14 protein-coding genes are annotated in these 15,032 nt (G+C 60.1%); all 14 read left to right on the forward strand.

Translation table 11 applies throughout. From position 1 onward, the window contains the following. On the forward strand, positions 1–255 hold a 255-nt coding region (locus DTF_RS22985), incomplete at its 5' end, for a 3-hydroxyacyl-CoA dehydrogenase family protein (protein ID WP_035056695.1). Between the two features lie 46 nt (positions 256–301). Then, a complete protein-coding gene (locus DTF_RS0110055; protein WP_027715215.1) occupies positions 302–1,645 on the forward strand; it encodes a phenylacetate--CoA ligase family protein in 1,344 nt (447 codons plus the stop codon). 107 nt (positions 1,646–1,752) lie between these two features. Next, positions 1,753–3,501 carry an indolepyruvate ferredoxin oxidoreductase subunit alpha gene (gene iorA, locus DTF_RS0110060; RefSeq protein ID WP_027715216.1) on the forward strand — a complete coding sequence of 583 codons (1,749 nt, stop codon included), beginning with the start codon at positions 1,753–1,755 and terminating at the stop codon, positions 3,499–3,501. An 11-nt stretch (positions 3,502–3,512) separates the two neighbouring features. Beyond that, on the forward strand, positions 3,513–4,088 hold the full coding sequence (locus DTF_RS0110065; protein ID WP_027715217.1) for an indolepyruvate oxidoreductase subunit beta: 576 nt from the start codon (positions 3,513–3,515) through the stop codon (positions 4,086–4,088). A gap of 82 nt (positions 4,089–4,170) precedes the next feature. Further along, positions 4,171–4,623 (forward strand): amino acid-binding protein, encoded by a 453-nt coding sequence (locus tag DTF_RS0110070; protein ID WP_027715218.1) that lies wholly within the window; start codon positions 4,171–4,173, stop codon positions 4,621–4,623. Between the two features lie 96 nt (positions 4,624–4,719). Then, positions 4,720–5,661, forward strand: a complete 942-nt coding sequence (locus DTF_RS0110075; RefSeq protein WP_027715219.1) for a ketopantoate reductase family protein — start codon at positions 4,720–4,722, stop codon at positions 5,659–5,661. 39 nt (positions 5,662–5,700) lie between these two features. Then, complete coding sequence (locus DTF_RS0110080) at positions 5,701–6,153, forward strand: amino acid-binding protein (RefSeq protein WP_027715220.1); 453 nt, start codon at positions 5,701–5,703, stop codon at positions 6,151–6,153. Positions 6,154–6,164: 11 nt separating this feature from the next. Then, positions 6,165–7,109: a ketopantoate reductase family protein gene (locus DTF_RS0110085; RefSeq protein WP_027715221.1), complete on the forward strand. Its 945-nt coding sequence runs from the start codon at positions 6,165–6,167 to the stop codon at positions 7,107–7,109. 255 nt (positions 7,110–7,364) lie between these two features. Continuing rightward, positions 7,365–8,693 (forward strand): acetyl-CoA hydrolase/transferase C-terminal domain-containing protein, encoded by a 1,329-nt coding sequence (locus tag DTF_RS0110090; RefSeq protein ID WP_027715222.1) that lies wholly within the window; start codon positions 7,365–7,367, stop codon positions 8,691–8,693. Between the two features lie 158 nt (positions 8,694–8,851). Beyond that, on the forward strand, positions 8,852–9,745 hold the full coding sequence (locus DTF_RS0110095; RefSeq protein WP_027715223.1) for a xanthine dehydrogenase family protein subunit M: 894 nt from the start codon (positions 8,852–8,854) through the stop codon (positions 9,743–9,745). Continuing rightward, positions 9,742–10,227 carry a (2Fe-2S)-binding protein gene (locus DTF_RS0110100; RefSeq protein ID WP_027715224.1) on the forward strand — a complete coding sequence of 162 codons (486 nt, stop codon included), beginning with the start codon at positions 9,742–9,744 and terminating at the stop codon, positions 10,225–10,227. The genes DTF_RS0110095 and DTF_RS0110100 overlap by 4 nt, the downstream gene beginning before the upstream one ends. After that, positions 10,220–12,526: a xanthine dehydrogenase family protein molybdopterin-binding subunit gene (locus tag DTF_RS0110105; protein ID WP_027715225.1), complete on the forward strand. Its 2,307-nt coding sequence runs from the start codon at positions 10,220–10,222 to the stop codon at positions 12,524–12,526. The genes DTF_RS0110100 and DTF_RS0110105 overlap by 8 nt, the downstream gene beginning before the upstream one ends. Beyond that, entirely contained in the window at positions 12,526–12,939 is a 414-nt protein-coding gene (locus DTF_RS22990) for a pyridoxamine 5'-phosphate oxidase family protein (RefSeq protein ID WP_051361214.1), read from the forward strand. The genes DTF_RS0110105 and DTF_RS22990 overlap by 1 nt, the downstream gene beginning before the upstream one ends. A 270-nt stretch (positions 12,940–13,209) precedes the next feature. Continuing rightward, a complete protein-coding gene (locus tag DTF_RS0110115; RefSeq protein ID WP_027715226.1) occupies positions 13,210–14,970 on the forward strand; it encodes an acyl-CoA dehydrogenase family protein in 1,761 nt (586 codons plus the stop codon). Positions 14,971–15,032 lie beyond the last annotated feature (62 nt).

The raw sequence follows: 15,032 nt of genomic DNA on the forward strand, positions 1-15,032 counted from the left end.
CGCCTGCTGGAGGAAGGGGTGGCCTCGGCCGAGGACATCGACACCGCCATGAAGCTCGGCTGCGGCATGCCGATGGGCCCCCTGGAATTCCAGGATTTCGCCGGCGCCGACATCGGCTACCACGTGGGGAACATTTTCTACGAGTACATGAAGGAAGCCCGCTTCGCTCCGCCGGGGCTGCTCCGCAACATGATCAAGGCCGGCTATCTGGGACGCAAGACGGGCAAGGGGTTTTACGACTACTCCGACGAATAAGCCTTTGCGCTTTTCGGCCAACAACCGACCGGGAAAGAGGTGAACCATGGCCTGGAATAAAGAAGAAGAGTTCAATCGCAGTGAAATGCGGGACCTTCAGCTCGCGCGCCTGCAGAAAACCGTCAATTACGTTTATGAGAAAAATCCATATTACAAAAAAAGCCTCGACTCGATCGGAGTTAAGCCGAGTCATATAAAGTCCCTGGAGGATATCCGGATACTTCCTTTCACCACAAAGCAGGACATCCGGGACAACTACCCCTTCAGCCTCTTCACCGCCTCCCAGGAGGATATCCTCGAGTACCATGCCACCTCAGGCACGACCGGAAAGCCGGTGGTGGTCGGCTACACACGGAACGATCTCGACAACTGGTCCGAAGTCGTGGGGCGGGCTTTTACCGGCGCCGGCATTTCCAAAAACGATGTGGTGCAGAACATCTACGGCTATGGCCTGTTCACCGGCGGACTGGGAGCCCATTACGGGGCCATCCGGGTCGGCGCGTCGGTCATCCCGATCTCCGGCGGCAACACCCAGAAGCAGATCATGCTGATGCAGGACTTCGGCAGCACCGCCCTGACTTCCACCCCCTCCTTCCTCATGCATATCTTCGAGGTCGGAGATCAGATGGGGGTGGACTTCAAGAAGCTCAAACTCCGCACAGGCGTGCTCGGCGCCGAGCCCTGGAGCGAATCGATGCGCCATTCGATCCAGGATAAGTTCGGCATCAAGGCCTGCGACATTTACGGTCTCTCCGAAATCATCGGACCGGGCGTCTCCTTCGAGTGCCGCGAGGCCCAGGACGGCCTGCATATCAACGAAGACTACTTCTACCCCGAGATCATCAACCCGGATACGGGCGAAGTGCTTCCCGAAGGAGAGATGGGGGAGCTGGTCTTTACCACCATTACCAACGAAGGCCAGCCGCTGCTGCGCTATCGCACCCGGGACATCACCCGGCTGACCCGCGAAACCTGCGCCTGCGGGCGCACGCTGGTCAAGATGCAGAGGGTCTGCGGCCGCAGCGACGACATGCTCATTATCCGCGGCGTCAACGTCTTTCCCTCCCAGATCGAAACGATCATCCTCAAGCGCCAGGGGGTTTCACCCCATTACATGATCGTGGTCAGCCGCAACGGCAGCATGGATGAACTTGAGATCAAGGTCGAAGTGACCGAGGATTTCATGGCCAAGGCCGCCGCCGACGTCCTCAAGGGATGCGAGCACGAGCTGCTCGACGACGTGGAGGCGGTAAGAAGTAAAGTCAATAATCTCAAACGGGATATCAAGGATATCGTCGGCGTCTCCGTAAAGATCACCCTGGTTCCGCCTGGAACGATTCCGCGAAGCGAAGGCAAGGCCAAGCGGATCGATGACAGGCGGCCCAAATAACGCCCAAGAAAAGAGGGATATAACATATGAAAAAGAGCAATTCCGCTAAAGAGGCAACGGCCTTGAACTTCTCTGATTCCGGAAGAAAATCGGAAGAAGCCCGGCCCTTGACGAAGCAGATCATTTCCGGCAACGAGGCTATCGCCCTGGGCTTCGGCGATTCCGGGGGGGTCTTCGCCTCCGGTTATCCCGGAACGCCCAGTACCGAAACCCTGGAAGAGGTGGCCCGCCTCGGCGAGGTCTACTGCGAGTGGGCCCCCAACGAGAAGGTCGCCCTGGAGTCGGCCATCGGAGCTTCAATAGCCGGCGGCAGGGCCTTGTCCACCATGAAGCACGTCGGGGTCAATGTGGCCGCCGATCCGCTGTTGACCCTCAATCACACCGGCGTCAATGCCGGCCTGATTCTCATGGTGTCGGACGATCCGGGGATGCACTCCTCCCAGAACGAGCAGGACAGCCGCAACTACGCCAAATTCGCCAAGATCCCGATGCTCGACCCGGCAAACTCCCAGGAAGCCTACGACTTCGTCCGGGCCGGCTTCGAGATCTCCGAGCAGTTCGACGCCCCGGTGATGCTGCGCACCACCACCCGCATCTCCCATGCCAAGGGACTGGTCCAGCCGAAGGAGAAGATCGAGCCGAAGATCGGCGAATGGGTCAAGGACGTGCCCAAATACGTCATGCTCCCCAATTTTGCCCGGATCAAGCATCCCCAGATCGAAGAGCGCCTCCTGAAGCTTCAGGAGTTCGCAGAAACCTCGGAGCTCAACCGGATCGAGATGGGCGACAAGGATCTCGGCATCATCACCTCCGGCATTTCGTATCAGCACGTCAAGGAGGCCTTTCCCAACGCTTCGGTGCTGAAGCTGGGCCTGGTTCACCCCCTGCCCCCTAAGAAAATCAAAGAGTTCGCCGGGAGCGTCAAGCGCCTCATGGTGGTTGAGGAACTCGATGCTATTTTCGAAGAACAGATCCGGGCCATGGGGATTCGGGTCGATATCGGCAAGAACAAAATTTCCTACTGCGGCGAGGTCAATGCTGAAATCATCCGGGCCGCCGCCGGCGAGTCCGTGAGTGCAAAGGCCATGGCTCCGGTCGAGAAGCTGCCCGCACGCCCACCCGTCTTCTGCTCAGGCTGTGCTCACCGAGGCCTTTTCACCATTCTGGCCAAGCTCAAGACCTTCGTCTCGGGCGACATCGGGTGCTATACCCTCGGCGCCCTGCCGCCGATGAATGCCATGCATTCGGTGATCGACATGGGGGCCAGCATCAGCGCCGCCCACGGCATGGCCAAGGTCAACGCCATCGCCGGCAGAGAGGAGAAGCCGGTGGCGGTCATCGGCGATTCCACCTTCTTCCATTCGGGGATGACCGGGTTGCTGAGCATGGCCTACAACGGCGGCAATGCCCTGGTCATCATCATGGACAACCGCACCACAGGCATGACCGGCGGGCAGGAAAACCCCGGCTCCGGCCAGACCCTGCAGGGCACTCCGGCCAAGCAGGTCGAGATCGCCCCGCTGGTCAGGGCCCTGGGGATCGAAAACGTCGCCGAGCTCAACACCTATGACCTAAAGGAAACTGAGGCAATCATCAAAAAAGGGCTCGAAACCCCCGGCCCCTACGTCCTGATCGACAAGAACCCCTGCATCCTCCGCTACCGGATCAAGAAGCCCGCACTGACCGTCGATCCAGACAAGTGCACCGGCTGCCGCGCCTGCCTCAAGGTGGGGTGCATGGCCCTGGGCCTGACCGCCTCCGGCGACAAACCGAAGGTTCGGATCGACCCCAATGTCTGCAACGGGTGCGGTATCTGTAAACAGACGTGCAAATTCGACGCGATGTCCGAGGTCTAAAGGAGGAGTCTATGGAAACTCTCAATATCGTAATCGCCGGCGTCGGCGGCCAGGGGGTTCTGATGGCCTCCAAGGTACTCGCCGAATGCGCCCTGGTCAGCGGGCTGGATGTCAAGCAGAACGAAGTTCACGGGATGGCTCAGCGGGGCGGCAGCGTCATCAGCTTCGTCCGCATCGGCGACCGGATTTACTCCCCGGTGGTCCTGCCGGGAACGGCCGACATCCTGATCTCCTTCGAACCCCTCGAGGCCCTGAGGTATGTCCACTACCTCAAGCCCGGCGGCAGGCTGATTTACAGCAAGGTCACCATCAACCCCAGCACCGTGGCGGCGGGCCTGGCCGTCTACCCCACCGATGTCGAGGAGCAGATCGCCCGCCTATGCGGCAATGCCCATGGGATCGAGGCTCTTTCCATCGCCAAGGAGGCCGGCAACGCCAAGGCCGTCAACATGGTCATGGTCGGCTCGGTGATGAAGAATCTGCCCTTCAAACCGGAGGTCATCAAGGACGTGGTCAGGGAGGTCTCCAAGGGAAAGGGGGCCGACGTCAACCTGAAGGCACTCGAAGGCGGCGCTGCCGCTGCCTAACTCCGTGAGGGGTGAGGAGAAAACTCATAAGATTTGTCACCCCTCACCCCTCACGTCTCACCTGTTTCGAAGGGAGGTTTCCATGAAGCTGAAGCAACTCTCCATTTTTCTCGAAAATGCCCCCGGCCGCCTTTTCGAAACGACCGAGGCCCTCGGAGAGGCGGGCCTCAATTTGAGATCGCTCTGCATCTGCGACAGCTCCCACGACTTCGGTGTACTGCGGATTCTCGTCTCCGATGTGGCGACGGCACGCCGGGTGATCATGCAGAAGCAACTTCCGGCCCGGGTCGACGAGGTCGTCGCGGCCGAGATCGAAGACACGCCCGGCAGCCTGGCCAGGGCCCTCAAGTCCTTCCAGGGAACCAAGGTCAATGTCGAGTACATGTACGCACTGGCCGGAACGGGAATCTCCTCAGGCAAAGCGGTGATGGTCTTCCGTTTCAGCGACAATGATCGGGCCATCGAGATCCTCCAGGACGCCGGCGTCAAGCTTCTCGATGCCGAGGCCTTCGGGATCCTCGAAAATCCGAGTTAGTTTCTGTCCGGAAACTCGTCAGTGTACATTCGGAGTTTCCGGATGTACACGAGCTAGATCTACACTGTCAGACCCCTAGTCCAAGGAGTGCGCGATATGAAAGGTGAAAGCAGCTTCCAGCCGAAAAAATTCGCGGTCATCGGTGCCGGTCCCGTCGGCGGGATCGTCGCGGCCTTTCTCGCCAAGGGCGGTTACGATGTCACACTCTGCGACGTGATTCCGAGCCTTCTCGAGCCAGCCCTTGATCCCGGAATCCTCATAGAAGGGACCGACCACTTCCAGGCCAGGGTGACCAGAACAACCACCAACGTCGATGACCTTGCCGATGACCCGCCCGATGTGGTGGTTGTCACCGTCAAGGCCACCGCCCTGCCCCTGATCGCCTCGGCCCTTGAGAACATCGTCACCGAGGGGCGTTACGTCGTGAGCTGGCAGAACGGCATCGACACCGAACTGGTCCTGGCGGAGCAGCTCGGCTCCAGAGCGGTCATGCGGGCGGTTGTCAACTTCGGATGCACCCTGGTGAAGCCCGGGCGCATCCACATGTCCTTCCATCATCGTCCCCACTTCCTCCAGGAGCTCGACCCCGCTTCCAGGGACGCGGCCGTCGGCATCTGCAACGCCCTGACCGAGTGCGGCCTCGATACCCGTCATACCGACCAGATTGCCGACATGGTCTGGCGCAAGGCGGTTCTGAACTCCTGCATGAATCCCATCTGCGCCGTCACCGGCAAGACCATGGCCGAGGCCATCAGCGATCCGATCATCTTCAACCTGGTCGACTCTCTCATCAAAGAAGGGGTCGCCGTGGCTCGCGCCAATGAATTTTCCCTCGGCTCGAACTTTTACCCCTATGGCATCAATTACCTGAAAAACGCAGGGCACCACAAACCCTCCATGCTCCAGGACATCGAGGCGAAGCGGCGGACCGAAGTCGACTACATCAACGGGAAAATCGTCGAATACGGTGCTCAGGCCGGCATGCCCACCCCCTTCAACACCATGATACGAGGTCTGGTCAAGGCGCTCGAGCCCTGATGCGCAATAGGTCCCCTCTGTCCAGCAAGGGAGATATCAATGAAGCTCAAACAATTATCCATCTTTCTCGAAAACGCCCCCGGCCGCCTGTACGAGGTCACCAAGGCTTTCGGCGATCTCGGCATCAACCTGAGGGCGCATGTCATCTGCGATACTACCCATGACTTCGGCGTCCTGCGGATTCTGGTCTCCGATCTCGCAACCGCCCGCGGGATGATCATGGACAAGTACATTCCCGCACGGGTCGACGAGGTAGTCGCTACCGAGCTAGAAGATACCCCGGGCAGCCTGGCGGAAGTCCTCAAACTGTTCCTGGGATCCAAGGTCAATGTCGAATACATGTATGCGGTAGCCGGGGGCAAACTGGGAAAAGCCGTAATGATCTTTCGCTTCAGCGACAATGACAAGGCCATCGAGATCCTGCACGCCAACAACGTCAAGGTTCTCGATGCCGAGGCCTTCGGCATGGTCGAAAGCCAGCCCTCCGAATAAGGATTTTTTCTATGACCAGAGAAAGCAACTACCGACCGAAGAGGTTCGCGGTCATCGGCGCAGGCCCCGTGGGCGGGATCGTCGCCGCCTTTCTGGCCAGGGGCGGCTATGAAGTCACGCTCTGCGACGTCGTCCCCGCCCTTCTCGAACCGGCCCTCGATCCCGGCATCATCCTGGAGGGGACCGACAACTTCCAGGCACGGGTCGCCAGGGTGACCACCCGGGTGGACGACCTCTGCACCGCCCCCCCCGACGTGGTCATCATCGCCGTCAAGGCGACGGCCCTGCCCATCATCACCTCCGCCCTTGAAAATTTCGTCGGCGAAGGACGTTACGTCGTCAGCTGGCAGAACGGCATCGACACCGAACGGGTCCTCTCCCAGTACCTCGGATCGAAACCGGTCATGCGCGCGGTCGTCAATTTCGGCAGCGTGCCGGTGAGCCCCGGTCACATACGCCTGGCATTCCACCACCGCCCCCACTACATCCAGGAGCTTCATCCGGAGTCCCGGGACGCCGCCGTCGGCATCAGCAACGTTTTCACCGAATGCGGGCTCGACACCCTGCATACCGACCAGATTCGTAACATGGTGTGGACCAAGGCGGTCAACAACTCGTGCATGAATCCGGTCTGCGCCGTCACCGGCAAGACCATGGCCGAGGTCATCAACGATCCCATCCTCTTCAACCTGGTCGACAATCTGCTCAAGGAGGGGGTTGCCGTAGCCCGGGCCAACGAACTCAGCCTCGGTCCCGACTTCTACCCCGACTGCATCGACTACATCCAGACCGCCGGACAGCACAAACCCTCCATGCTTCAGGATATCGAAGCGGGCCGCTCCACCGAAGTCGACTACATCAACGGCAAAATCATCGAGTATGCCGCCCGGGCGGGGATGGCCGCGCCGTACAACACGGCCCTTCGCAGCCTGGTGAAGGCCCTCGAGCCCAAATAATCAGAGTGATTTTTTACCACAGAGGCACAGAGACACAGAGACACAGAGAAATTCAACAAGACAGCAGGTTTTCCTCAGTGCTTTCTGTGTCTCCAGTGAGCGGAGCGAACGGGTGGTGAAAAGATCTTGGATTAATACCACCTACGAAACTTACCGATAATCGGATACGACATCGCTCCTGAGCGGGGCGGAAGGAAAGGAAGGACCATCATGAATTCACAGGACGTGTTGCAGGCCGGTGCAGCCGCGCCGACGATGACCGCCAAGCAGGGAGGCGACTGGCGCGCCCTTTATCAATCCCGCGTCACCACGGCCGAGGAAGCGATCAAGGCGATCGAGTCCGGGAACCGGGTGTTTCTCACAGGGAATGCTTCGGTCCCCCTTCAGCTTCTGGACGCATTGGTAAAGAGCGCTCCCGAGCTCCGGAACGTGGAAATCTGCCATCCGCTGGTCATCTGCCCCGCGGACTATGTGGCTCCTGAGATGGAGGGTCACCTGCGGGTCAACTCCATGTTCATCAGCGCCAACGTCCGCAAGGCCGTCAACGAAGGGCGGGCGGATTTCACGCCGGTCATGCTCTCCGAATTCCCCCTGCTGTTCAAGAACGGGATCCTCCCCCTCGATGTGGCCCTGATCCATGTTTCCCCTCCGGACGAGGAAGGCTACTGCTCCATGGGCGCCGAATCGGGACTCACCATCTCGGCCGCGGAAGTGGCCAAAATCGTCATCGCGCAGGTCAACCAGCAGATGCCCCGCACCCTGGGGGACACCCGGATGCACATCTCCCGCATGCACCACATCGTGCCCCTGGACACCCCGATCAGCGAGCACGCCATGGGCGCCGAGGCCGACAACGCCATCGTCGAGGGGATCGCGGGCCACATCGCCGGGCTGATCCCCGACGGCGCCACCATGCAGCTGGGGATCGGCGGCATTCCCGACGCCGTTCTCAAGTACCTCTACGGCAAGAAGGACCTGGGGGTCCATTCGGAGCTGATCTCCGACGGGGTCATCGACCTGGTGGAGGCGGGGGTCCTGAACGGTTCGCGAAAGAGCATCCACAAGGGAAAGATCGTCTGCGGCTTCCTCCTGGGGACCAAACGCCTCTATGAATGGGTGAACAACAATCCCCTGGTCGAACTCCACCGCACCGAGTACGTCAACGACCCCTTCGTTGTGGCGCAGAACGAGCGCATGGTCGCCATCAACTCGGCGATCGAGGTCGACCTCACGGGCCAGGTCTGCGCCGACAGCATCGGCCCCAAGTTTCATTCGGCCGTGGGCGGACAGCTCGATTTCATTTACGGCGCATCCCGTTCCAAGGGAGGTGTGCCGATCATCGCCCTGCCGAGCACCTCACAGCTGAGGGACGGAACGGTGGTAAGTAAAATCGTTCCGATGCTGAAGCCTGGCGCAGGCGTAGTCACCAGCCGCAATCATGTCCATTTCGTCGTGACGGAGCACGGCGTGGCGGAGCTGTACGGCCGATCGGTCCGCCAGCGAACCCAGGCGCTCATCAACATTGCGCATCCCGACTTCCGCGCCGAAATCACCGAGAAGGCAAAGGAGCTGCATTACATCTAGCCAGTTTCCGGGCCGGAAACGAGGGATTTTTCGTCGTGGCAAGGAAATCAAGGGATTGCACGGAGGCGTACATCGGTACGCCGCACAAGCAAGCCCGCAGATTGAAGCCGCCATGGCGAAAAAGAACCGTTTCCGGACGGAAACTAAGGAGTGAACAGATGCACGGCGAACCTTTCGGGTACGAAAAGCCCACCTCCCTGAGGGAATTCGAATCCCTTTTCGCGGCCAGGGCCGACGAGGCGAAGATCCTGGCCGGGGGAACGGACCTCCTCGTCCTGATCAAGGAGAAGCTCCTGGCCCCCAGGCTGCTGATCGACATCTCGGATCTTCCCGAGCTGCGGGACATCCGGTTCGACCCGAACCAGGGACTCACCATCATGGCAGGGACCAAGATCGCGGAAATAGAGCGCAGCGAACTGGTCAGACGGCACGCCCCTGCCCTGGCCTTTGCCGCCTCCAACCTCGGCTCCACCCAGGTGCGGTGGATGGCGACTCTGGCCGGCAACGTCTGCCACGCCTCCCCTGCGGCGGAAACATCCCCGGTTCTGCTGGCCCACGACTGCGAATTGGTCCTCGGCAGAAAGGGGGGTGAGCGGACCCTGCCGATCAGCGGGTTTTTTCTCTCCTACCGCAAGACGGCTCTCCTGCCGGGGGAATATGTCAAGGCCTTTCGTCTGCCTCCTCTGCCCCCCCGGGCGGCCGTGGCCTACCAGCTCAAAGGGCTCAGGAGAGCCATGGAGATCGACATGCTCAACCTGGGGGCCTACCTCGAGCTCGAGCCGGACGGCGATACGGTCAAAGAGGTCCGGCTCGCCATGGGATCGATGGGCCCGACCACCTTCCGGGGGACGGACACCGAGCAGCAGCTCAAGGGGATGCGACTGGGGGAGGAATTCATCGCCGCAGCCTGCGCCGGAGTGGCCCGGGAGGCCAAGCCGATCGACGACGTACGGGCTTCGGCCGAGTATCGGACCCGGGTGATCGGTGTTCTGACGCGAAGGGCTCTCGAAGAATGCCTGGACCGCATCAAGGGGGAGGAGATCCGAGCGTGAAAAAGCTGGTTCAACTGGAGATCAATGGAGAAATTTTCGATGTGGCGGTTTCTCCCACCGCCTATCTGGTCGAGGTGATCCGGGAAACGGTCGGCCTGACCGGGACCAAGAAGGGGTGCGGCATCGGCGACTGCGGGGCCTGCACCGTCCTTATCGACGGCAAGCCGACCCTGTCGTGCCTCACGCTGGCCATCGCCTGTCAGGGCAAGGCGATCACCACCATCGAGGGGCTGAGCCAGGGGGCCGGACTCCATCCGGTGCAGAAGGCGTTCATCGACAAAGGAGCCGTCCAGTGCGGCTTCTGCACCCCGGGGATGGTTCTCTCTTCCAAGGCGCTGCTCGACGAGAACTCCACTCCGACGGAAGATGAAATCAAGTCGGCACTGGCCGGAAACCTTTGCCGCTGTACCGGTTACGCCAAAATCATCGAGGCGGTCGGTTACGCGGGGAAGCTTCTGAAGGGGGAGGTCGGAGATGAGTAAGCACGATTTTGCAGTCATAGGCAAGGGGGTCAAGCGCAAGGACGGTCCCAAGAAGGTCAAGGGAGAGCACGAGTTCGCCGACGACATTCAGTTTCCCCTGATGCTCCACGGCCGGATCAAACGCTCCGACATCGCCCACGGACGGATCGTGAAAATAGACACCTCCAGAGCCGAGGCGCTCGCCGGGGTCAAGGCGGTCCTGGTGGGGGCCGAAGCGCCCATCAAGTACGGCATCGTTCCCCAGGTACCGACCGAATACGCCCTCGCCCATCAAAAGGTGCGCTTCCACGGCGAACCGGTGGCGGCGGTGGCGGCGGTCGATGCGGAAACGGCGGAAAAGGCCCTCGACCTGATCGAGATCGAATACGAGCCCCTCCCCGCCTACACCACGCCCGAAGAAGCCATGGCTGAAGGTGCGACAAAAATCCACGAAGACAACCGCTTCCCCGGGAACATCGCCTACCAGGCGGACCAGAACTTTGGCGATGTGGACGAGGCTCTGCGCAATTCGCACTACGTTCTCGAGAAGACCTTCCGGACCAGCTACGTCAACCATGTCTTCATGGAGCCGCACTGCGCCGTGTCCAAATTCGACACCAACGGCGAACTCTTCATCTGGTCCACCACCCAGGTCCCGCACTATCTGCACCGGACCCTCTCGAAGGTCCTCGAGATGGAGATGAACCAGATCCATGTCAAGGTTACGGGGGTCGGAGGCGGCTTCGGCGGCAAGGGGGAGACCTCCAACAACGAGTTGATCTCCGCCCTGCTCGCCCGCAAGGCGGGACGCCCGGTGAAGGTCGCCTACTCCCGCAAAGAGGTCTTCCTCCAGCACCGGGGGCGCCACCCCATCGAGATGAAGCTGAAGGTGGGCGTCGACGAGGAGGGGAGGATTACGGCCATCGATTACGACGGCATCATGGACGGCGGCGCCTACGGCGGATGGGGGCTCGTCATCCTCTTCTACACCGCGGCCATGCTTCACCTGCCCTACGATGTCAAGAATGTGCGCTTCAATGCTCGCCGGATCTATACCAACAAGCCGACCTGCGGCGCCATGCGCGGGCTGGGCGGCGTTCAGCCCCGCTTTGCCCTGGAGAGCCTGCTCGACCAGATCGCCGTCGACATCGGCATGAACCCCTACGACCTCAAGAAGAAAAACGCCATCGGGCTGAAACACACCACGGTCAGCGGCCAGCAGGTGCGGCACAGCGAGTTCCGCAAGTGCCTCGACCAGGCGGTTGAACTTTCCGGGTACAAGGAGAAACACGGCAAGCTCCCCTTCGGCAAGGGGATCGGCCTGGCCGGCGGATACTATATCTCGGGAACAGCCTATACCCTGTATATGGCCTACAAGCCGCACTCCTCGGCCATGATCCGGGTCGATACCGAAGCCGGAGTGACGGTCTACTGCGGGGCCACCGACATCGGACAGGGGTCCGATACGGTTCTCGGCATGATGGCCGCCGAAAAGTTCGGTCTTCCTTTCGAGTCGATTCATGTGGTCAGCGGAGATACCTCCCTGGCCCCCTTCGATCTGGGGACGTTTGCCAGCCGGGTCACGGTGGCCGCCGGCAGCGCAGTCTGCAAGGCCGCCGACAACATCCTGGCGAAGGTCATGCCCGTGGCGGCCATCCAGCTCGGAGTGCGCCCCGAACAGCTCGAGGCCCGCGGAGGAAAGATCTACTCCGTCTACGAGCCGGCAAAGCAGATCGAGTTCTGGAAGGTGATCGAGAAATACATCGACGCCCACGGCCCCTTGACCGCTACCGGCGACTACACGCCGCCGCGCCGGACAGGGGATTTCAAGGGAGCCAATATCGGCCATAGCCCCACCTACGGATTCTCGGCCCAATGCACCGAGGTCGATGTCGATATCGAGACGGGAGAAATCCGGGTCGTGCGGGTAACCGAGGCTGGCGACTGCGGCCAACCGATCAACCCCGTCGCTGTCGAGGGGCAGGTCGAAGGCTCCATCATGATGGGGATGGGACAGGCTCTTTTCGAGGAACTCAAGGTCGGCAAGGACGGCAGACTGCTCAATCCTTCCCTGCACGACTACAAGATTCCCACCACGGCGGATCTCCCCGAGCTGAAGACAACCTTCGTCGAGAGCTACGATCCTGAAAGCCCCTTCGGCGCCAAGGAGGCCGGCGAGGGACCGATTCAGCCCGTGATCCCGGCGATTTTCAATGCGGTCTACGACGCCATCGGCGTGCGCTTCACCGAAATGCCGATCACTCCCGAGAAGGTCCTCAAGGCTCTCGATGAGAAGAAAAAACAGGAGGAAAACAACTGATGCTCGACTCCAGAACGGTCAGGGAACTCATCAACGATCCTCACCGGATCGGCATCGTCGCCACCACCGATCGGGAGGGAAATCCCAATGCCGCCGTCTTCGGCTCCGTCCGCATGCCGGACGAGATGACGGTGACCATGGCCCTGGGAGACACCCGCACCGCCCAGAACCTTCTCGAGACCGGCAAGGCCGTTTTCATGAGCGTACTGCCTCACGAGGAACCGATGAAAACACAAGGCTGCCGGGTTTATCTCAAGGTCCGACTCATGGAGAAGGAGGGGCCCTATCTCGATGCTGCGAAGGCGCGGGTGGCGGCGGAGGCCAACGAAAGGGCCGCCGGCATGATCAAGTATGCTGTCTTCTTCGATGTCGAATCAACCCGTCCGCTTATCGACTGGAGTCCGAATAAATAGTGAAAATACCTGCAAAAGCCCGGACCTTTCCGAGGAATGTTTATCCTGGGGCCATTCCTCGCTCAAAAAACCTCTCCTCCCTGACAGCCGATTGCAGGTCCGGACCATTCCGAATGAACAAACAGTGGTTTCATATAAAACAGAACGAAAAAAGTCGTTGAGTAATACCGAATTGCATGATATCCTTAAACACTCAGAAATCTTGAATTTATTACTTGATTTTTGATTTTATAACATTGTTTTTTATAGGGTTGTCGAAGAGGTTTTATTATGAAAGAAAAATTGGCCATGGGAGGAGAGTTTCTGCTCACCGACGCGGTCAATTATCACGTCTTTTCCCCAGAGGACTTCTCGTCGGAGCAGCGGCAGATCGCCGAAACCACCGAAGAGTTCATGCGTAAGGAAGTCCTTCCGGATCTTGATCGGATAGAAAGTCAGGATTTCGACCTGGTGCTCGAGAAGATGCGGGCATGCGCGGATTTAGGCCTTTTTCTGGTGGACATCCCCGAGGACTTCGGCGGCCTGGAGCTCGACAAGGCCACCAGCATGCTGCTGGCGGAGAAAATGGCGCCCGCGGGATCTTTCTCGATCACCTATTGCGGACAGACCGGCATCGGCTCCCTCCCCCTGGTTTACTATGGGACGATCCCGCAAAAGGAGCAGTATCTGGGAAAGCTCACTTCCGGAGAGTGGATCGGAGCCTATTGCCTGACCGAGCCCGATTGCGGCAGCGATCCTTTGAGTGCCCGGGCCACGGCCGTCCTGACGGAAGATGGCCGGCACTATATCCTCAACGGGGTCAAGCAGTTCATCACCAATGCGGCATTCGCCGATCTCTTCACCGTTTTCGCCAAGATAGACGGGAAACTCTTTTCGTCCTTTCTCGTGGAGAGAAGCTTTGAGGGTGTCTCCGTCGGTCCGGAAGAGCAGAAGATGGGACTGAAGGGCTCGTCCACGGCCCAGGTACTTCTGCAAGACGTCAGGGTCCCGGTGGAGAACCTGCTGGGAGAGGCGGGCAAAGGGCACAAGATCGCCTTCAATGTTCTCAACATCGGCCGGCTGAAGCTTGCCGCGACGACAACCGGAGTGGCCAAGAGCGCTTTTGCCGAGGCATCGGCCTATGCCGGCGAGAGAAAACAGTTCGGTCGGCCTATCGGAGATTTCGGAGCCATCCGGGAGAAACTGGCTGACCTGGCGGCCGCAACCTTTGCCTCCGAGTCGGTCGTTTACCGGGTAGCCGGTCTACTGGACGACCGCATCGCTTCGCTGGATCGCTCCGCGGCGGATTACCTGGATCAGTATCAGAAGGCCATCGAGGAATATGCCGGAGAGTGCGCCATCGCCAAGGTCTTCTGCAGCGAGGTCCTGGCGCATGTGGTCGATGAGGTGCTTCAGATTCACGGCGGGTACGGCTACATCAGAGACTACCCGGCAGAACGCTATTACCGGGACGAGCGCATCAACAGGATTTTCGAGGGGACAAACGAGATCAACCGGATTCTCATCCCTACCCTTCTGCTGCGCAGGGCCGAGAGCGGAAGATTAGATCTCCGGGGAAAGGTTGAAGAGGCGAAAGCCCGCGCCGGTGCGGAAAAAGTTCAGGAAGTCGGGGGGAAACCTTTCGACCTTGAGTTTTCGGTTCTGGCCAACCTCAAGCAGCTCTTTCTGGTGATTCTGGGAGAGGTTTCGAAAGCCGGGGAAGCCCAGGAGCTCATGCTGGCCCTGGCGGACATGGCCATCGGCATCTTCGCCCTGGAGAGCACCGTCATGCGGGCCCGCAAGGTCTACCAGGCGGCCAGCGACGAAAAAAAGGACCTCCTTGAAGCGGTCGTCAAGGTGACGACCTTTGAAAGAGCCGGACGCTTCTACCTGGCCGCCATCCGCTGCGGCGCCTATGCCCTGAAGGAGGATTCGCTGAAGCCCCTCCAGCAGGAGATCGCGCGCCTCTCGGCCTACCCTGCAGGAGGTCTGCTGGAAGCCAAACAACTGCTGGCGGAAACATCGACAAAGTCGGGCAAATATATATTTTAACCTTTGTCGGATTGGAAACGAGGAATTCTTCGTCGTGGGAGGATTGACGCAGCCATGGCGGA

Source organism: Desulfuromonas sp. TF, assembly GCF_000472285.1.
GTDB lineage: Bacteria > Desulfobacterota > Desulfuromonadia > Desulfuromonadales > ATBO01 > ATBO01.